The organism is Solilutibacter silvestris, assembly GCF_002895945.1.
Classification (GTDB): domain Bacteria; phylum Pseudomonadota; class Gammaproteobacteria; order Xanthomonadales; family Xanthomonadaceae; genus Solilutibacter; species Solilutibacter silvestris.
Genome location: NZ_NPZB01000001.1, coordinates 100,020 through 119,735, shown reverse-complemented (window position 1 = coordinate 119,735; position 19,716 = coordinate 100,020). Strand labels below are relative to the sequence as shown.

Here is a 19,716-nt window from a genome sequence, read left to right as displayed (position 1 = left end):
GAAATCGGAAGTCATGCGCTGGCGGCGACACGCGGCATCGCCGTGCGTCCACGCAATACGCGATTGGCGATGTCGAGCCAGGCGATCGCGCTCGCTTCCAGCACGTCGCGGCTGGTGCCTTGGCCAACCATCGGTTCGTCGTCGATGCGCACGCTCAGGTTGGCTTCGCCGCGTGCATCCGCGCCGACACCCATGCTGTGCACTTCGTAGCTTTCCAGCACGAATTCGACACCGGTGGCTTGCGCCAGTGTGGCGAACAATGCCGCGACCGGGCCGTCGCCTTCGGCGCTGTGGATGACATGGCGATTGTCGGGATCGGAGAGGTCGACGTGGGCGCGGGTGCGCTTGCCGTAATCGGTCAGGCTCAACGCGGAAATGCGCCAGCCGGGGCCGAACTGTTCGCCTTCGACCAGTCGTTGCAGGTCGCGGTCGCTGATCGCGTGCTGGGTCTGCGTCAGCGATTTCGCTTCGGCGATCAGGCGGTCGAGTTCGGCATCATCCAGCACGTAACCGAGCTTGCGCAGGCGATCGGCGACGGCGGCGCGACCGCTGTGACGACCCAGCACCAGCTGCGATTCCTCCCAGCCGACATCCTGCGGATGCATGATTTCGTAGGTGTCGCGGTTCTTCAACATGCCGTGCTGGTGGATGCCGGATTCGTGCGCGAAGGCGTTGGCGCCGACTATCGCCTTGTTGCGCTGGACCTGGATGCCGGTGATGCGCGACAGCAGGCGCGAGGCCGACAGCAGGCGTGGCGTCTGGATACGGGTGGTGGCGTTGTACCAGCCGCTACGTACCTTCAGCGCCATCACCAGCTCTTCCAGCGCGGCGTTGCCGGCGCGTTCGCCGATGCCGTTGATGGTGCATTCGACCTGGCGCGCGCCACCTTCGATCGCGGCGAGGGAGTTGGCGACGGCGAGGCCGAGGTCGTTATGGCAATGCGTGCTGAACACCACGTTCTCGGCGCCCTTCACGTTGGCGCGCAGGTATTCGAACAGCGCGCGCATTTCCTCGGGCGTGCCGTAGCCGACGGTATCGGGCACATTGAGCGTGCGCGCTCCGGCTTCGACCGCAGCGTTGAACACCTCGACCAGGAATTCGCGCTCGGTGCGCGAGGCATCCTCGGCGGAGAATTCGACGTTGTCGACATGCTTGCGTGCCAATGACACGCCCATGATGACGTGTTCGATCACCTGTTCGCGGCTCATGCCGAGCTTGTGCTGGCGATGTAGCGGGCTGGTGGAGATGAAGGTGTGGATGCACGGTGACGCCGCCTGCTGCAACGCGCTGGCGCAGGCCTCGATGTCGGCGGGATGACAGCGCGCGAGAGCGGCAATGCTGCTGCCGCGCACCTCGCGGGCGATGGTGCGCACCGCGTTGAAATCGGCGGGCGAGCTGTTGGGGAAACCGGCTTCGATGATGTCGACGCCAAGATCGGACAGCGTGTGCGCGAACAGGATCTTCTGTTCGGCGTTCATGGTGAAGCCGGGCGACTGCTCGCCGTCGCGCAGGGTGGTATCGAAGATGCGGATGTTGGCGGGCGTGATGGCGGCTACGTCGCTGGGGGAAGAATCGTTCACGTCAAGCATTCCTCGGTAGGCGTGCATGCAAATGCGGAGGGGAAAGCGGTGGTGCGTGGGATGGCTGTCGCATCGGCGTTAGCTTGATGAGAGCTCGCTGTTGCGGCAGCCGGTCTAAGTCGTGCTTGCCGAGGGGTGGCCGTGGTCAGTGCATCCAACACCGGTGCCGGGACCGAAGGGCGAGGCTCCTGCACGCGGCGTCGCGGCTTGCGCGGCGGACTCGGTCGCACGTCGCACAGCAACTGCGCCAGTACGCCGGCATCGACGTTGCCACCGGACACCACCGCGCATTTGCGTTTTCCGGCGATGCGGCGGCCCGCGGCCAGCGCCAGCGCGCCCGCGCCTTCGGCGATCACGTGTTCTTCCAGCGCCAGGCGCACCAGGGTTTCGCGCAGTTCGGCTTCGCGCACGATCACCACGTCGTCGAGCAGTTCGCGCAGGATCTGTTGCGTCAAGGTGCCGGGGACCTTCACGCGCGTGCCATCGGCCAGCGTGGCCGCGGGTTCGCGCATGGCGGCATCACCGCGCAACGCGCGCGCCATCGAATCCACGTGTTCGACTTGCGCGCCGACGATCTTCACGTCTTGCCTCCGGGAGCCTTGGCTCCCGGACAGGCACTTCAGTGCCAATGCCACGCCGGCCGCGAGACCACCGCCACCGATCGGCACCAGCACCACGTCCGGCATCAGTGACGCCAGTTCCAGCCCCACCGTGCCTTGCCCGGCGATCACGTCGGGATCGTCGAAGGCGGACAGCAGGCGATAGTCGTGTTGCGCGGCGAGTTCGGCGGCGAAGGCCTTGGCCTCGTCGTAACTGTCGCCGTGCAGGCGCACGGCTGCGCCCCAATGTGCGACGCCGGCGATCTTGGTCTGCGGTGCATTGCGCGGCATCACCGTGATCGCCTGCATGCCGAGCCGATACGCGGCCCAGGCCAACCCTTGCGCGTGGTTGCCGGCGGAGGCCGCGATGGTCGGGCGGTTGTCGCCACGTTCGCGCGCGGCCAGCAACGCGTTCATCGCGCCACGCACCTTGTACGAGCCGGTGCGTTGCAGGTTCTCCAACTTCAGCCAGCAACCGAAGCGTTCGGCGTAATGCAGCGGCGTGGGATCGAGATGGCGACGCAACCGCGCCTGCGCCGCCAGCACATCGGCGGCGGTCACGGGCAGTGCGGTAGATACGTCGCTGTCCATCGCTCAGACGCGGGTCAGCCAGCGGGTGTAACGCGCTTCTTCGCCGCGCACCACGCGCCAATACAGTTGTGCGATTTCCTGCCCGACGTGGTTGGCGGCGTAGCTGCGATCGTCGAATTCGTCGACCGGGGTGACTTCCGCCGCAGTGCCGACCACGAAGACTTCGTCGGCGTCCAGCAGTTCGTCGTGGCGCACCGCGCGCGATTCGGCGCCGGTCAGCGCGATCACGGTGTCGCGGGTGATGCCGGCCAGCGCATCGCGATGCTCGACCGCGGTGATGCCGCCATCGCGGACCATGAAGACGTTGGCGCCGGTGCACTCGACCACGCGGCCCTGGTCATCGACGAACAGGGCTTCGTTGAAGCCACGTTGCTTGGCTTCGTGCTTGGCCAGGATCGAGTTGACGTAGGCGCCGCACAGTTTCAGCGGAGGCAGCGACGTGGCGGGATTGCGCCGCCACGACGACGTGCCGAGCTTCACCTTGGCGCCGGACAGATGCACATTGGTGGGGAAGGTCGCGACCATCAGGTGTTTGTCGAGCGGCGCGACATCGAGGCCGATCGAGCCAGTGCCGCACCACGCCAGCGGACGTACATAGGCATCGCGATGACCGTTGCGGCGGAGGACGGCCAGCGTCGCTGCGGTCGCTTCCTCGACATCAAAGGGAATGCCGAGCAGTTCGCAACCCTTGCGCATGCGTTCGAGATGCTCGGGGAGGCGGAACACCGCGCTGCCGCCATCGGTGGTCGCATAGGCGCGGATGCCTTCGAACACGCCGCTGCCGTAATGCATCGCGTGCGTGGTCAGCGGTGCGCGATCGCTGCCGGCGTCGACGAAGCGGCCGTCGAACCAAATCTGTTGTGGCGTTTCGCGTGCCGGTGCGGGTTCGGCTTCACGCGCTTGCGGCGCGGCCCGCGCTTCGTTCAACGACATGGCGACACCTCCACGGCCAGGCAGTCGTAGAGTTTCGACAATTGTTGTTGCAATGATTCCGGCGCGCGTTCGCCTTCCACCGTCATTCGCAGATGCCAGCGATCGCCGTCGGACTGCGTTTCGCCATCGACGCTCAACGGGGAAAATCCGCGGCGTTCGGTGGTGCCGAGCACGCGCACGAGTGCACCTTCGGCTTGCCGCAGGGTGAGATCAAGCTGGTAGCGCACGGGACTTCTCCGGTTGGGCCTGCGATGCGATCGCGTCATCGTCTTGTTGCGGATCGAGCATCTCGGCGTTGTTGCGGTTGGGCGGCACCAGCGGCCACACGTTGGCGGCGGTATCGATGGCGACGTGCAACAGCGCCGGGCCTTTCGCGTCCAGCAGCGCCTGCAATGCGGCGTCGACGTCGGCGGCGCGTTCAACGTGCATCGCCTCGATGCCGAAGGCCTGCGCGACCGCGACGAAATCCGGGTTGTCGGACAGGTCGATTTCGGAATAGCGCTTGTCGAAGAACAGTTCCTGCCACTGGCGCACCATGCCCAGCGCCTGGTTGTCCAGCAGCACGATCTTCACCGGCAGGCCGTAGCGACGCAGCGTCGCCAATTCCTGCACGTTCATCAGGAACGAGCCGTCGCCGCTGACGCAGACCACGCGCGCATCCATGTCCTGCATCTGTGCGCCGATGGCCGCCGGCAGGCCGAAACCCATCGCGCCGAGCGCGCCGGAAGTCAGGTGCTTGCGCGGATCATCGAGCCGCCAGTGCTGCGCCACCCACATCTGGTGCTGGCCGACATCGCAGGCGACCACCGCATCGGGCGCCAGTTCCGACAACTGTTTCAGCAGCGCCGGCGCGTACACGGTCTCGCCCGGGGCGTCGTAGCGCGCGGCGTGCATGCGCGCGCGTTCCTGGCATTGCGCGCGCCAGGCGCGTCGTGCGGCGCCGTGGCGTCCGTGCAACTGCGCCGCGCACGGCAGAGTCAGTTTGGTCAGGGTGGTGACGATGTCGCCGCGCACGCCGGCATCGGCATGGCGCAGCTTGCCGATCTCGCAGGCATCGATGTCCATGTGGACGACGCGCGCGTTCGGGGCGAATTCGGCGAGCTTGCCGGTGGCGCGATCATCGAAACGCGCACCGACCACGATCAGCACGTCGCATTCCTGCACCGCCATGTTGGCGGCGCGACTGCCGTGCATGCCGAGCATGCCGAGATTGAGCGGATGCTGCGTCGGCAGCGCACCCAGTCCCTTCAGCGTCAGCACCGTCGGGATCTGCGTGGCATCGACGAAGGTGCGGAACGCCGGCAACGCAGCGCCCAGCGCGATTCCGCCGCCGCCGTACAGCACCGGGCGATCGGCCTGCGAGATCAACGCCAGCGCTTCGTGCAACGAAGCATCGCGCGGCGTTTCTTCGCTATCGATCGGCAACGGCGCATGCTTCGGCAACTGCGTGGCATCACCCAATTGCACGTCCTTGGGCAGGTCGATCAGCACCGGGCCGGGACGGCCGCTAAGTGCGAGACGGAACGCTTCCCCGACGATCCGCGGCAGGTCATCGACGCGGCGCACGATGAAGCTGTGCTTCACCATCGGCAACGTCATCCCGAACACGTCGAGTTCCTGGAAGGCATCGGTGCCCATCAATGTGGTCGCCACTTGCCCGGTGATCACCACCATCGGCACCGAATCCAGCATCGCGTCGGCGATACCGGTGACCAGGTTGGATGCCCCCGGCCCCGACGTCGCGACACAAACGCCAACGCGCCCACTGGCACGCGCATACCCGTTCGCGGCGAACGCCGCACCCTGCTCATGGCGGACCAGAACGTGTTTCAGTTCCGGTGTGCCGTGGAGGGCGTCGTAGAAGGGCATGATCGCGCCGCCGGGATACCCGAACAACGTGTCCACACCTTCCGCGACCAGGGCTTGCGCCAGCCAGCGGGCACCGTTCATTAGGCCGCCTCGCTCTGTTTTTCCGGCGCTGCGGCCGGCGTTGCCGGTGCCGACGCCAGCCACTTCATGTTGGCGCGCAGCTTCTTGCCGACGGCTTCGATCGGGTGATCGAGGTCGGCCTGCTTCAACGCCTTGTAGTTTGCGTTGCCGGCGGCGTATTCGGCGATCCACTGGCGCGCAAAGGTGCCGTCCTGGATTTCCGTCAACACCTTCTTCATCTGCGCGCGGGTGTTGTCATCCACCACATACGGACCGCGGGTGAGCGCACCGTACTGCGCGGTCTCGCTGATGAACTCGTGCATGCGGGTGATGCCGCCTTCGTAGAACAGATCGACGATCAGCTTCAGTTCGTGCAGGCATTCGTAATAGGCGACTTCCGGCTGATAGCCGGCTTCGACCAGCGTTTCCCAACCGGCCTGCACCAGCTTGGTGGCGCCACCGCACAACACGGCCTGTTCGCCGAACAGATCGGTTTCGGTTTCTTCCTTGAACGTCGTCTTGATCGCGTTCTGGCGCGCGCCACCGATGCCGGCGCAATAGGTCAGCGCGAACTGTTCGGCGGTGCCGCTCTTGTCCTGGTGCACCGCATACACCGACGGCACGCCGCGGCCGATTTCGTATTCGCGACGCACCAGCGCGCCCGGGCCCTTCGGCGCGACCAGCACCACGTCGAGATCCTCGCGCGGGGTGATCTGGCCGTAATGCACGTTGAAACCGTGCGCGAACAGCAGGCAGGCGCCCTTGGCGATATTCGGTTCGATCACTTCGCCGTAGAGCTGCGGTTGCACCATGTCGGGCGTGAGCACGGCGACGATTTCGGCGTCTTTCACCGCGTCCGCCGGCGTCTTCACTTCGAAACCGTCGGCCTTGGCTTTCACTTCGGTGGGGCCACCGGGTCGCAGGCCAATGGTGACGTCGAAGCCGGAATCGCGAAGATTGAGCGCGTGCGCGCGGCCCTGGCTGCCGTAGCCGACGATGGCGATGCGCGGTTTGTTGGTGTTGGTCATGGCTTGGTTCCGTTTGGGAGTGCGGTTGGTTTCGTTTGAAATCGAGGGCCCAGAAGCAAAAAACCCCGCATCCTGCGATGCGGGGTTTTCGAATCTGGCGTGATGTGCTGCCTACATGCCTGTTCGTCCCGCACCGTTGGGTGAGGTAATAAGGACGAGTACGAGGAGAACCGCCGGAAGGGCGGGGGTGGTTTCGCTGGCAACGGGCATGTGGCAATGCAGCATGCAGTGAGAGAAGCACGTCGCGCATGTGCTTGTCAACAGGGCGCGTTATGCCGATTTCTTATCAGGCATCGTTGCAATTGAAACCATGGAAACCCATCGAAATAAGGGGTTTACTGGATCTTTCGGATCATCAACACATTCAGCGACCATGCCCGACTATCGTTCACGCACCTCCACCCACGGCCGCAACATGGCCGGCGCGCGCGCGTTGTGGCGCGCCACTGGCCTGAAGGACGGCGATTTCGGCAAGCCGATCGTCGCGATCGCCAACTCGTTCACCCAGTTCGTGCCGGGTCACGTTCATCTGAAGGATCTTGGGCAACTCGTTGCGCGCGAGATCGAACGCGTCGGCGGCATCGGGCGTGAATTCGACACCATCGCCGTCGACGACGGCATCGCCATGGGCCATGACGGCATGCTCTATTCGTTGCCGTCGCGCGAAATCATCGCCGACTCGGTCGAGTACATGGTCAACGCGCATTGCGCCGACGCGCTGGTGTGCATTTCCAATTGCGACAAGATCACCCCCGGCATGTTGATGGCGGCGTTGCGTCTCAACGTTCCGACGGTGTTCGTGTCGGGGGGGCCGATGGAAGCGGGCAAGACCAAGTTGTCCGACCACAAGCTCGACCTGATCGACGCGATGGTGATGGCCGCCGATCCCAATGCCTCCGACGAAGAGGTCGCGGCAGTGGAACGCAGCGCCTGCCCGACCTGTGGATCGTGCAGCGGCATGTTCACCGCCAATTCGATGAACTGCTTGATGGAAGCATTGGGGCTCGCATTGCCCGGCAATGGCACCGTAGTCGCCACCCATGCCGATCGCGAACAGCTGTTCCTGCGCGCCGGGCGCACCGCGGTCGAGCTGTGTCATCGCTGGTACGGCGCCGAGGATCCCGGTGCATTGCCGCGCGGCATCGCCACGTTCGCTGCCTTCGAGAACGCGATGACGCTGGACATCGCGATGGGCGGATCGACCAATACCATCCTCCACCTGCTGGCGGCGGCGCAGGAAGGCGAGGTCGACTTCACCATGCGCGACATCGATCGCCTGTCCAAGCGCGTGCCGCAGTTGTGCAAGGTTGCGCCGAACACGCAGAAGTACCACATCGAAGACGTGCATCGCGCCGGCGGCATCATGGCGATTCTTGGCGAACTGGCGCGCGGCGGATTGCTGCACACCGATGTCCCCACCGTGCACGCGAAATCGCTGGGTGATGCGATTTCGCAATGGGACATCACCCAGAATGGCGATGAAAGCGTCGCCACGTTCTACAAGGCCGGCCCCGCCGGCATCCCGACGCAGATCGCCTTCAGCCAGGCCACGCGCTGGCCGACGCTGGACGCTGATCGCAGCGAAGGCTGCATCCGTGATGTCGCACATGCGTATTCGCAGGAGGGCGGGCTGGCGGTGCTCCACGGCAATATCGCGCCCGATGGCTGCGTGGTGAAAACGGCGGGTGTCGACGAATCGATCCATGTCTTCGAAGGCAGTGCGCGCGTCTACGAAAGCCAGGATGCGGCAGTGACCGGCATCCTCGCCGATGAAGTGCAGCCCGGCGACATCGTGGTGATCCGCTACGAAGGCCCGAAGGGCGGGCCGGGCATGCAGGAGATGTTGTATCCGACCTCGTACCTGAAATCGAAAGGCCTGGGCAAGCAATGCGCGCTGCTCACCGACGGGCGCTTCTCCGGCGGCACCTCGGGCCTGTCGATTGGTCATGCCTCGCCGGAAGCGGCGGCGGGCGGTGCGATCGGACTGGTCCGCGATGGCGACCACATCCGCATCGACATTCCGCAGCGTTCGATCGAACTGCTGGTGACGGATGAGGAACTGACATCGCGTCGTGCGCAACAGGACGCGCGGGGATGGAAGCCGGTGCAGCCGCGGACACGCAAGGTCAGCACGGCGTTGAAGGCCTATGCCTTGCTCGCCACCAGTGCCGACAAGGGTGCGGTGCGCGATCGGGCGTTGTTCGACGGGGTCTGAACGCTCGATCCCGGGCGTTGTGGTCTAATTCGCCCTGAAGCGGGGGTACCGTCGGCTGGCGGTTGAGAAACACCCTTCGAACCTGATCCGGTTTAGACCGGCGTAGGGAAGCTTCGCAGCGGTGCCGATCCATCCCCGCTGCGCCTTCGCTTCGTTCATGGCCCGCGAATTCCTCGCGGCCGCGCCACAGGACGATTGCCGATGAATGCCCTTCCCACCGAACTCCTGCGCCAGGCCGAGCAGCTCTCTTCCGAGGTCACGCGCCCGATTCCCGGTTCGCACAAGATCCATGTCGAAGGATCGCGCCCGGACATACGGGTGCCGATGCGCGAGATCTTGTTGACGAAGACACCGACCCTGTTCGGTGGCGAGGACAATCCGCCGGTCACCGTCTACGACTGTTCCGGTCCCTATACCGATCCCGCGGCGGACATCGACCTCGCCGTCGGCCTGCCGGCATTGCGTGCGAAGTGGATCGAGGAACGTGGCGACACCGAACAGTTGTCTGCACTGAGTTCGGAATTCGGGCGCGCCCGTGAACATGATCCGAAACTCGATATCGTGCGTTTCCCCGATCGCGCCTTGCCGCGACGCGCCAAAGACGGCGCGAATGTGTCGCAGATGCACTACGCCAGGCGCGGCATCATCACCCCGGAAATGGAATTCGTCGCGATCCGCGAAAACCAGCGACTGGACGCGGTGCGTGAAGCGCATTTGCTGAAACAGCATCCGGGCGAATCGTTCGGTGCATCGATTCAGAAATTCATCACCCCGGAATTCGTCCGCGACGAAATCGCGCGCGGTCGCGCCATCCTGCCCAACAACATCAACCACCCCGAAAGCGAGCCGATGATCATCGGCCGCAATTTCCTTACCAAGATCAACGCCAACATCGGCAACAGCGCGGTGTCGTCCGGCATCGCCGAGGAAGTCGAGAAACTGGTGTGGGCGATCCGTTGGGGCGGCGATACGGTGATGGATCTCAGCACCGGCAAGCACATCCACGAAACGCGCGAGTGGATCATCCGCAATTCGCCGGTGCCGATCGGCACGGTGCCGATCTACCAGGCGCTGGAAAAGGTCGATGGTCGCGCCGAGGAGCTGACGTGGGAAATTTTCCGCGACACGTTGATCGAACAGGCCGAGCAGGGCGTCGATTACTTCACCATCCACGCCGGTGTGTTGTTGCGCCATGTGCCGCTGACGGCCAAGCGCGTCACCGGCATCGTTTCGCGCGGCGGTTCGATCATGGCGAAGTGGTGCCTCGCGCATCACAAGGAGAATTTCCTCTACACGCACTTCGAGGACATCTGCGAGATCATGAAGGCCTACGACGTCGCCTTCTCACTGGGCGATGGACTGCGTCCCGGCTGTATCGCCGATGCCAATGACGCCGCGCAGTTCGGTGAACTCGAAGCGCTGGGTGAACTGACGCAGATCGCGTGGAAGCACGACGTCCAGACCATGATCGAAGGCCCCGGCCACGTGCCGATGCAGTTGATCAAGGAAAACATGGACAAGCAGTTGCGCGAGTGCGGCGAAGCGCCGTTCTACACGCTCGGCCCGCTGACGACCGATATCGCACCGGGCTACGATCACATCACCTCGGCGATCGGTGCGGCGATGATCGGCTGGTTCGGCACCGCGATGCTCTGCTACGTGACGCCGAAGGAGCATCTCGGCCTGCCCAACCGCCAAGACGTGCGCGACGGCATCATGGCCTACAAGATCGCCGCGCATGCCGCCGATCTCGCCAAGGGCCATCCCGGTGCGCAGGTGCGCGACAACGCGCTGTCCAAGGCGCGTTTCGAATTCCGCTGGGACGATCAGTTCAACCTCGGGCTCGATCCGGAAAAGGCCAAGGAATTCCACGACGAAACATTGCCCAAGGACGCGCACAAGCTGGCGCACTTCTGCTCGATGTGCGGGCCGCATTTCTGTTCGATGAAGATCACCCAGGACGTGCGCGATTACGCCGCCGAGCATGGCGTCGACGAAGCGAAGGCGCTGGAGGAAGGGATGGCGGAGAAATCGAAGGAGTTCCTCGCGCAAGGCGCGCAGGTCTATCGCGCCGAATAAGGCATGGCGATGCCTGCCGCGGTTTCCGGGCTGTTCCAGTGAACGCCCGGCAACTGGCATGCGTTGACCTGCACATCGCGCGACGCTCGTTCTACACTGCGCCCATGGATGCAGAAGGAGCGACCGCCATGTTCAAGCACATCACCAAGACCGCCCTGCTTGCCGCAACGCTATTGCTGGCGGCTTGCGCCAGTGGCCCTTACGTCAAGACCGACCAGGATCCATCCGCCGATTTCGGTCGCTATCGCACCTGGAGTTACTACACTCCGTTGGCGATGGAACAGTCCGGCTATTCCAGCTGGATCACCGATCGCATCAAGGAGGACGTGCGTCGCGAGATGACAGCGCGTGGTTACACCTATAGCGAGAAGTCACCCGACCTGAAGGTGAACTTCCAGGGCGTGGTGCGCGATCGCACTGCCGTGTACAGCACGCCGATGAGCGATGTCCAGTTCCTTTACAGCTATCGCCGCCGAGCCTATGTCGCGGTGCCGGTGTGGTACGACCAGATGGAGGTCAGCCGCTACCAGGAAGGCACGCTCAGCATCGATCTGGTGGATGCGCGGCAGAACCGCATGGTGTGGACCGGCGATGCCATCGCCACGGTCCAGCGCATGAACGTGCAGGAGCGCGCGGCCAACATCGACAAGACGATCAGCGCGGTGTTCGCGAAGTATCCGTATCAGGCCGGCAGCAACCAGCCGGTGGTGCCAGCGAAGAAGTAATCGCACAATCCGCGCAAACGAAGAGGGCGCCGCTGGGCGCCCTCTTCGTTGATTCGCAGGAACCTCAGAAATTCGGCTTGTCCGCGCTGTCTTCGTAACGCTTCATCGCGTCGACGATCACCTGCTTCGCCTCGGCGGCATTACCCCAGCCTTCCAACTTCACCCACTTGCCCTTCTCGAGATCCTTGTAGTGCTCGAAGAAGTGGCCGATGCGTTCCAGCCAGTGCCGCGACACCTGCTCGATGTCGCTGATATGCGCGTAGCCGCCGAAAATCTTCGGCAGCGGGATCGCGATGATCTTCTCGTCGCTGCCGGCCTCGTCGGTCATTTTCAACACGCCGACCGGGATGCAGCGGATCACCGAGCCCGGCACCAGCGGCAGCGGCAGGATCACCAGCACGTCGGCGGGATCGCCATCACCGCAGACAGTGTGCGGCACGTAGCCGTAATTGCACGGATAGCGCATCGACGTCGACAGGATGCGATCGACGAAGATCGCGCCGCTGGCCTTGTCGACCTCGTACTTGACCGGCTCGGCGTCCTTGGGGATTTCGATGATGACGTTGATTTCGTCCGGCGGGTTCTTGCCGGTGCTGACGAGGTCGAGGCCCATTGGCGCTTCCCTTTTTGTGCGATGCGTCATTCTAGCTGGAAGGAGGGGCTCCCGCATATCGCGCACGCAATGCCTTCTTGTCGAGTTTGCCGACGCTGGTTTTTTCGATGGCGCTGGCGACCAGGATATGGGCCGGGACTGCGTATTTCGAAATAATGCCCTGTTCAACGAAGTGCAGCAGATGTGCCTTGAGATCGCTCTCGGCCAACGCCTGTCCGGCCTTGGGAACGACCACCGCAAGCGGGCGCTCCCCCCATTTCTCGTCACGCACACCGATCACTGCGACTTCGGCGACGGCCGGGTGCTGTGAGAGCAGGTCCTCGATCTGTAGCGACGACACCCATTCGCCGCCCGACTTGATCACGTCCTTGATGCGATCCGTGATCTTGAGGTAGCCATTGTCGAAATAGCCGACGTCCTGCGTATGGAGGTAGGCGCCTTCCCATAATTTTTCAGATGCCGCGGGATTGCCGGTATAGCCCTGAGTCAACCATGGCGAACGCACCACGACTTCGCCCGTCGTCTGGCCGTCCGCGGGAACATCTTGCATGTCCGCGTCCACCGTGCGCAGTTCGACCAACGGGATGGGTGCGCCCGCCTTGCAGCGCCAGGCGAGCTCGTGTTCCTTATCGGAGAGATCGAGGTGCGGATCAAGTTGCGCGATCGACAGCACCGGACAGGTTTCCGACATGCCGTAGCCGCCGAACACGTCGACCCCGCGTTCGCAGGCCTGCCGGGCAAGACCGACAGGCAATGCCGATCCGCCGATAACGACCTTCCATCCGCGCAGATCGACATCCGCCGATTTCGGAGACGTCAGCAGCATCTGCAAGAGGGTGGGGACGCAATGCGAGAAGGTGACGCCTTCCTTTTCGATCAAAGCCAGCAGGGCCTCCGGCATGTAGCGACCCGGATACACCTGCTTCACGCCGAGCTGCAACGCGACATAGGGAAGACCCCATGCATGCACATGGAACATCGGGGTGATCGGCATGTACACATCGCCGCGATGGATACGCTGGCCGTCGGCGCCACTGCAAAACGCAGCCATGGTTGCGAGGGTATGCAATACCAGTTGGCGATGACTGAAGAAGACACCTTTGGGATCGCCGGTAGTGCCTGTGGTGTAGAATGTGGTTGCGCGCGTGTTCTCGTCGAAGTCATGGAACGCGAAGTTCGGCGATTCCCAAGCGAGCAGGGATTCGTACTCGCCTTCGAATCCCGGCCATTCCGGCATCGACGCCCCCTCGTCGCTGATCCAGATGAAGCGCTTGATCGATGTCAGCCTGTCGCGGATTTCATCGAGGATGCCGAGGAACTCGGAATTGACGATCAGCGTTCCCGGCGCGGCATGGTTCAGCGTGTAGAGGATCTGGTCCGGCGAGAGCCGGATGTTCACCATCTGCAGCGTTGCACCCATCATCGGCACCGCGTAGAAGCTTTCGAGATAGCGGTGGCTGTCCCAGTCCATGATTGCGACGGTGTCGCCGAAGCCGACTCCAACCGATCTCAGCACATTCGCAAGACGGCCGACGCGTTGCCGCAGTTCGCGATAGGTGAAGCGGTTCATGTCGCGGTAGATGATCTCCTGGTCGGGAGATCGCACCAGCGGCGCGTTCCACAGGTGCCGGATCAGCAGCGGGAACGCGTAGGCGTTGTCTGCGTGGTCGTTCATCAGAACGTGTAGCGTACATCCGCACCGATCACCCGGCCACGATTGAGATTGCGCTGAGCCGGAATCGGTCGCGGCCCGGCAGGGCCATCCCCGCCGAACGCCGGGATGTCCGGCAGCTTGGTGTCGGTACCCCAGGTGACCTGGTTGAGCAGGTTCCTTCCGTACAGCGAAAAAGCCCAGTTGCGGTTCGGCGTGTAGGTGAAGTTGACGTCCAGCTGGTTGCTCTTGTTGAGCACGCCGACATTGTTGTCACTGTAATACTCGGCGTCGCGGTGATTGTAGCTGATCCGGCTGGAAAGCTTGCCCGAGCCGATCCGCAGGTCGTGCAGCAAGGACAGGCCATAGGTCCATGGCGCGGCACGCGGCAGCTTCAGCGCATAGTCCTTCGCATCGACGATGCCATCGCCACTGATGTCGGTCAGCAGCTTGTCGTACTTGTTGTGGGTATAGCCGACTTGGCCGGCAAGACTGAAGCCCGCGCCCAGCTTGATCTGCGCTTCGGCCTCGACTCCCTGCACGGTGACGTCGCCGACGTTACGGATGATCTGCTGCACGCCGGTGCCGGCGCTTGGATCATTGCTCTCGCGCTGGATGTTCTTGATCTTGTTCCGGAACAGGGCCACGTTGACGAAGCCGTCCAAGGCCGGGATTTCCTGCTTCAACCCCAATTCCGTCGTGCGCTGCTCTTCCGCGTCGAACGCCATGACCGGAATCGTCAGTACCGTATGACGGAAATTGTAACCACCGCTGCGGAAGCCCTTGGTCCAGAATCCGTAGAGATGGGTATGTGCGCCCGGCTTCCACTGGAAACCGACCTTGGGTGACACGTCCGTCCACGTCTTGGAGAGTCCGGGGAAATCCGGGTTGAGCGTCTGCGCGTCGATGCTCCCGCCGCCCGGGCGGATGCGGGAAACATCCGCGTCCTTGGTTTCGTTTGAATAACGCGCGCCGAAGTTCAGGATGAAAGCGTCACTCACGTGCCAGTCGGCGGCGAGGAACGCACCCCAGCTCCTGAAATCGCCATCACCGCCACCCACCAAGATCGCATTTGGCGGATTGGCGTCGTAGGGCGGGGTGACGTCGAGGACGCGCTCCTCCTGATAGAGGACGTGCTGCTTGAACCAGAAATAGCCTGCGGTGACGTCCACCTTGCCGAACGTGCCCGCATAGCGCAATTCGTCGCTCCACTGGGCCTGGTCGACGCGCGTCCTGGCATGGAACGCCGAATTGGGGGTGCCATCGATATCAACCAGCGAGTGCGACTTGTACTGGCGCCAGCCGAAGACGTTGGTGATGACGCCGTGGCCGAAAGGCACCTTCAGGTTGGAATCGGTGAACACCTGGTTCCAGCTGCTGTCGTAGAACGTCTTTGCATTGTTCGAGAAATCGAAAGTATCCGACGAAAACAATGCCGGGTTCTGGATGGCCGGACCATTGCCGTTGTCGACACCGCGTTCGACGCGCAACGTGGTATCGAACGCTTCAGTGGGAGTGAACAACAGCGCGCCGCGCACGAGGCGGACGTCGCCTCCGCCCATCTTCCTGTTGTCAAACTTGTTGGTGAACCAGCCATTGTCGTGGCTGTCGTAGACCGCCAGTTTGCCGTCCAGGAGTCCCTTGGCCAGCGGGCCGCGTACCGTCGCGTCCAGGGTTGTCTTGAGTCCGGTTTCCACGCCCAGGCGCGCATCGAAATGGAATTGATCGGTGGGCTTGCGAGTGTTGATCAGGACGGCGCCGCCTGTCACGTTGCGACCGAACAACACGCCTTGCGGGCCGCGCAGGATTTCGACGTTCTGCAGGTCGAAGTTGTCGAACACCATGCCGGCGCTGATACCCATGTAGACGCCGTCGACGAAGATGCCCACGGTCGGATCGATCGACGGAATCGAGCTGTTGATGCCAAGCCCGCGAATCGAGAAGTTGGCGTAACCGGGCATGGTGCCGACGTCGTCCAGCTGCACGTTCGGCATGGTGTAGCTCAGGCTTGACAGATTTTGGAAATTCAGCTCATCGAGCTGGGCCTTGCCCAGTGAGGTTACCGCGAACGGCACGTCCTGCACGTTCCTCGGCCCGCGCTTGGTTGCGCTGGTGACCACGATCTTGCCGAGGTTCTTGGAATCGTCAGACCCGGCCTTGGCGTCCCCCTGTGCAGATTGCGGCGTGAGTTGCTGCGTGGGTTGCCGAGCGGCTGCATCCTGGGCGTAGGCAGGCAATACCGGCAGGGAGGAGAGGGCCAGCAGGATCGACAGCGACAACGCTGTTCTTGCCTGCTCATGCATCGATCCGAGTGCCGGGTTGGTTTGATGGATGTTGCGGTGAGCCATGATGTTCCCCCATGTTGAGGCTGCGCCTGGAGCGAGCCATCAGCCTAGATTCACCGGGGGCATCCGCCCATTGGGAGCGTTGCTTGAAGTGTTGTGACTATTCACACTGCGCCGCAACAGAAGCACCGTTGGCGGCAGGTGTCAGGCGGGGTCGCCGCGCCGCCGCCGCAGCACGGCCGACAGGGTCGCCAGCCAAGTCATGTCGTCGAAGCTGCCGCCCAGCAGCAATTCGATGCGTTGCAGGCGGTGATCCAGGGTGTTCGGATGCACGTTGAGTGCGCTGGCGGTTGATTTGCGATGCTGCCGACACTGGAAATAAGCCTGCAATGTTTCCAGCAAGTGCGGTTCCACCGCCAGTCGCTCCAAGATGGCATCGAGGAATCGTTGCACGCTGCTTGAGTGCGCGATGGCTTCGTCCAGCAGTATCTGCGAATAGCGGGTGACGCGAGTGCCGCTTTCGCCGCCGTGTTCGATCGCCCTGAACGCCTGCTCAAGCGAAGTCCACCAGCCTGCGGGTCCCTTGCCTGGCAGGCCGACGCCCACGCGTTCCATCTTCTCGACGCGCTCGACGATATGGTGCGCATGGGTGCCGACACGACGGTCGCCGTCGACCAGCGGCTCGCCACGTCCCGCGGGCACCCACATCACGAGATGGTCGCGATAGCGCATGTACATGGAGTTCTCGTGATCCATCCCCGCCATGGACAAGATTTTCCGAAAAGCATAAGTATTGAGGCGGGTGTCTTCGCTGGCGCCGCGCACGGCGAACACCATCGCGATGTGCAGCGTCATCGCGTCCATGTTGAGCAGGCCGCAATAGCGCGAAAATGCTTCCACGTCGTCGCGCCGCGCGGAGATCACGCTCCACAGTTCACCACGCACCCGGTCGCGCCAGCTGGCCTGTTGGAACAGTTCGTCCATGTAGGCTTGGGCCACCCGGTGCGAAATGATGTCGAAGTGGTGGAGGAGATAGGGCGAGACGTTGAGCAGAAGCTCTTTTTCCAGGACGACATCGCCCTTCGCGGCCTCAATCAGGTTTTGCCACAAGGTGCTGGAGCCGATCCGGAAGGCGCGCAAAAAGGAATCGAGGGCGATGCCTTGGTGCACGCGACGGCGTGCGGACAGTTCGGCCTTGGCCAGCAATTCCTCGGAGGGCAGCTGTGCATCAAGGAGGGCTTCGTGCCAGACCCGGGCATGCCAGGTCAATGTCGAGAGCAGGTCGTCGGAAAGTCCGGTGTCGGTGGAAAGGCTGTAGTCGGAAATCGTTCCGCGGATATTTTCGTAGATGCTTCGGCATAGTACATCGTCGTTTTCCCGCAATCGCTCGACAACTGCGCGCAAGACCGGCGACAGAGGTGCGATCGGCTTTCCGCTGTCCTTCATCGGTAGTAGCGGACAAGCTGATGAGCGATGCAAACAGGCTTGTCGCTGCCTTCCATCTCGATGGTTGCGATAATGTGCGCTTGCGTCCCTCCAGGAAATTCCGTCAGCCGGTCGAGCGCGAACCGGGCGCGAATCCTGCTGCCGGCAGGCAGTGGCGCCATGAAACGCACGCGGTCGAGCCCGTAGTTCACCGTCATCGCGATGCCGTCGATGCGGAAGCTGAAATCGATCATCGCCGGCAGCATCGACAACGTCAGGTATCCGTGCGCAATCGTCGTTGCGAAGGGAGATTCGCGCCGTGCCCGCTCGGGATCGACATGGATCCATTGCCGGTCGTCGGTGGCGTCAGCAAACGCTTGGATGCGCGATTGTTCAATGGTGATCCAATCGCTGGTGGCCAATTCATGCCCCAGCCATTCCGGTAGTGCCTCGATATTCTTGATGACGAGCATGCGATGGATCACTCTTCTCGATCGCGATCCTTGCGGCGACCGAGGATCTGGTCGGCCCAGCGATTGGCGATGCGGCCGGCGGCATCGCGGCCACCGATGCCGAACGAAATTGCGAAGGCAATCGAGACTCCGAGCGCGACCGCACCCAGCACCAGCGCAAAGGCGAGATTGACGATGTCGTCGGCGATGCCCATCGCACGCAGGCCCATCGCGATCACCAGTCCGAGGATGGCCACGCGGGTGATCCGTGACAGGAGGGTGCCATGTTCGGGATTGGCGCGCTGGACCGCGGTCGCGGCGACGTTGGCCAGCCAGTAGCCGACCACGAAGATCACCAGTCCGAGCAGGATGTCGCTGCCGAAGGCGATGAAGGTTTCCAGCAGGTCGCGGACGCCGGCGAAGCCGAGCATGTCGGCGGCCTCCACCGTCGCGAACAGCATGATGAAGAACAGCGCGACGTGACCGGCCACATCGGACAGCGACCAGCGCGCATTGGCAGGTGTGGATGAGGATGCCGCTTCCCCGCCATCATCATCGCCGAGGCCGTCATCGCCGAGATGGGCATGGTCGCCGAAGGCCTGGCCGAAGCCCAGTCGCGCCGGCAAACGATCCAGCCCGAGATTGGCGAGCAGGCGCGTCACCAGTCCCGAGGCGAAGCGGCCGATGAACCACGCCAGCAACAGGATCGCCGCCGCGGCCAGCACGTTCGGCACCGCGGCCATCATGATGGTGAGCATGTTGGTGAGCGGCAGCGAGATCGACTGGATTTTCAGTGCATCGAGCGCGGTGACCAGCGTCGGCACGATCACCAGGATGAAGGCCAGCGTGCCGCCGAGTTGCGACAGGCGCACATCGCGCGTGGTGTCGTTGCTGGCGCTCATGCGGTCGACGCCGGTGGCGGACAGCAAGTTGGAGACGAGTCCGCGCACCACCTTGGCGAAGATCCAGCCAAGCACGCCGAGCACCACCGCGGCAAACACATTCGGCAGCATGCCCAGCATCGTCTGCGTCATGCCTTCCAGCGGCGCCATCAGGCCTTCGATCTGCAGCACGCCGACGATCGCCGGCAGGAACAGCAGCAACACCAACCAGTAGGCGACATTGCCCATGGTCGCGGACACCGGTTCCATCCCGGCGCTTTCGGACAAGGTTTCGTCGAGCTTGGTGGCGCCGAGCGCGCGATTCACCAGCGAACGGATCACCGTCGCCACCAGCCACGCCAGCGCGGCCAGCCCGATCGCGAGCAGCAGGCGCGGCACGTAGGCCATCACCGTGCTGGCCAACAGGCTGAGCGGGCCGGAGATGCCTTGCAGGTCGAGCACGCTGAACATGCCGAGGATCGCCAACAGCAGCACGAACCAGAACACCAGGCGCGCAGCGATGCGCTCGAAGTCGATGCGCGAATGGGTGTTGGCGTTGAGCTTGTCGTTGACCTGCAGTGCCATCAGTCCACGACGGGTGAGCGCTGACAGCACCAGGGCGATGAACCAGCCGACCAGCAGCAGGGCGATGCCGCCAAGCAGGTTGGGCAGATAGGTGCCGAGCGAATTCTGCAGATTGACCTGCCAGGGGACGGAATTCATGGCGATG

14 protein-coding genes, 1 pseudogene and 1 riboswitch are annotated in these 19,716 nt (G+C 63.4%); of the genes and pseudogenes, 3 read left to right on the top strand and 12 right to left on the bottom strand.

Going from position 1 to position 19,716, the window contains the following annotated elements; genetic code table 11:
• Positions 1-11: 11 nt before the first annotated feature.
• The 6 genes and pseudogenes from Lysil_RS00585 to ilvC form a co-directional block, all read right to left on the bottom strand.
• Positions 12-1,580: a 2-isopropylmalate synthase gene (locus Lysil_RS00585; protein WP_276308133.1), complete on the bottom strand. Its 1,569-nt coding sequence runs from the start codon at positions 1,578-1,580 to the stop codon at positions 12-14.
• A 184-nt stretch (positions 1,581-1,764) separates the two neighbouring features.
• Positions 1,765-2,746 (bottom strand): annotated as a pseudogene (locus Lysil_RS00580) (threonine dehydratase); the annotation flags it as partial.
• 27 nt (positions 2,747-2,773) lie between these two features.
• Complete coding sequence (locus Lysil_RS00575) at positions 2,774-3,703, bottom strand: aminotransferase class IV (protein ID WP_103073654.1); 930 nt, start codon at positions 3,701-3,703, stop codon at positions 2,774-2,776.
• Complete coding sequence (locus tag Lysil_RS00570) at positions 3,694-3,930, bottom strand: ACT domain-containing protein (RefSeq protein WP_103073653.1); 237 nt, start codon at positions 3,928-3,930, stop codon at positions 3,694-3,696. Before Lysil_RS00570 ends, Lysil_RS00575 begins: the two co-directional genes overlap by 10 nt.
• Positions 3,914-5,653 (bottom strand): acetolactate synthase 2 catalytic subunit, encoded by a 1,740-nt coding sequence (gene ilvG, locus Lysil_RS00565; RefSeq protein WP_103073652.1) that lies wholly within the window; start codon positions 5,651-5,653, stop codon positions 3,914-3,916. Before ilvG ends, Lysil_RS00570 begins: the two co-directional genes overlap by 17 nt.
• Complete coding sequence (gene ilvC / locus Lysil_RS00560; RefSeq protein WP_103073651.1) at positions 5,653-6,660, bottom strand: ketol-acid reductoisomerase; 1,008 nt, start codon at positions 6,658-6,660, stop codon at positions 5,653-5,655. The genes ilvG and ilvC overlap by 1 nt, the downstream gene beginning before the upstream one ends.
• A 373-nt stretch (positions 6,661-7,033) precedes the next feature.
• On the opposite strand from ilvC, the gene ilvD reads away from it, so the two are divergent.
• The 3 genes from ilvD to Lysil_RS00545 all read left to right on the top strand — a co-directional run bounded on the left by ilvD (position 7,034) and on the right by Lysil_RS00545 (position 11,679).
• A complete protein-coding gene (ilvD, locus tag Lysil_RS00555; protein WP_103073650.1) occupies positions 7,034-8,875 on the top strand; it encodes a dihydroxy-acid dehydratase in 1,842 nt (613 codons plus the stop codon).
• A gap of 31 nt (positions 8,876-8,906) precedes the next feature.
• Positions 8,907-9,002: riboswitch (TPP riboswitch) on the top strand.
• Between the two features lie 74 nt (positions 9,003-9,076).
• On the top strand, positions 9,077-10,954 hold the full coding sequence (thiC, locus tag Lysil_RS00550) for a phosphomethylpyrimidine synthase ThiC (protein ID WP_103073649.1): 1,878 nt from the start codon (positions 9,077-9,079) through the stop codon (positions 10,952-10,954).
• 128 nt (positions 10,955-11,082) lie between these two features.
• Complete coding sequence (locus Lysil_RS00545; RefSeq protein WP_103074892.1) at positions 11,083-11,679, top strand: DUF4136 domain-containing protein; 597 nt, start codon at positions 11,083-11,085, stop codon at positions 11,677-11,679.
• Positions 11,680-11,743: 64 nt separating this feature from the next.
• Here Lysil_RS00545 and ppa read toward each other — a convergent pair whose 3' ends face one another.
• The 6 genes from ppa to Lysil_RS00515 form a co-directional block, all read right to left on the bottom strand.
• Positions 11,744-12,292, bottom strand: a complete 549-nt coding sequence (gene ppa, locus Lysil_RS00540) for an inorganic diphosphatase (protein WP_103073648.1) — start codon at positions 12,290-12,292, stop codon at positions 11,744-11,746.
• Between the two features lie 31 nt (positions 12,293-12,323).
• The gene (locus Lysil_RS00535; RefSeq protein WP_103073647.1) at positions 12,324-13,967 is read right to left on the bottom strand and encodes a fatty acid--CoA ligase; all 1,644 of its coding nucleotides are present in this window, start codon (positions 13,965-13,967) and stop codon (positions 12,324-12,326) included.
• On the bottom strand, positions 13,967-16,291 hold the full coding sequence (locus tag Lysil_RS00530; RefSeq protein WP_103073646.1) for a TonB-dependent receptor: 2,325 nt from the start codon (positions 16,289-16,291) through the stop codon (positions 13,967-13,969). Before Lysil_RS00530 ends, Lysil_RS00535 begins: the two co-directional genes overlap by 1 nt.
• Positions 16,292-16,432: 141 nt before the next feature.
• Positions 16,433-17,674, bottom strand: coding sequence for a PucR family transcriptional regulator (locus Lysil_RS00525; protein WP_103073645.1), 1,242 nt, complete (start codon positions 17,672-17,674; stop codon positions 16,433-16,435).
• Positions 17,671-18,126, bottom strand: coding sequence for a MaoC family dehydratase (locus tag Lysil_RS00520; protein WP_103074891.1), 456 nt, complete (start codon positions 18,124-18,126; stop codon positions 17,671-17,673). Before Lysil_RS00520 ends, Lysil_RS00525 begins: the two co-directional genes overlap by 4 nt.
• An 8-nt stretch (positions 18,127-18,134) precedes the next feature.
• On the bottom strand, positions 18,135-19,709 hold the full coding sequence (locus Lysil_RS00515; RefSeq protein ID WP_103073644.1) for a mechanosensitive ion channel: 1,575 nt from the start codon (positions 19,707-19,709) through the stop codon (positions 18,135-18,137).
• Between the last annotated feature and the right edge of the window lie 7 nt (positions 19,710-19,716).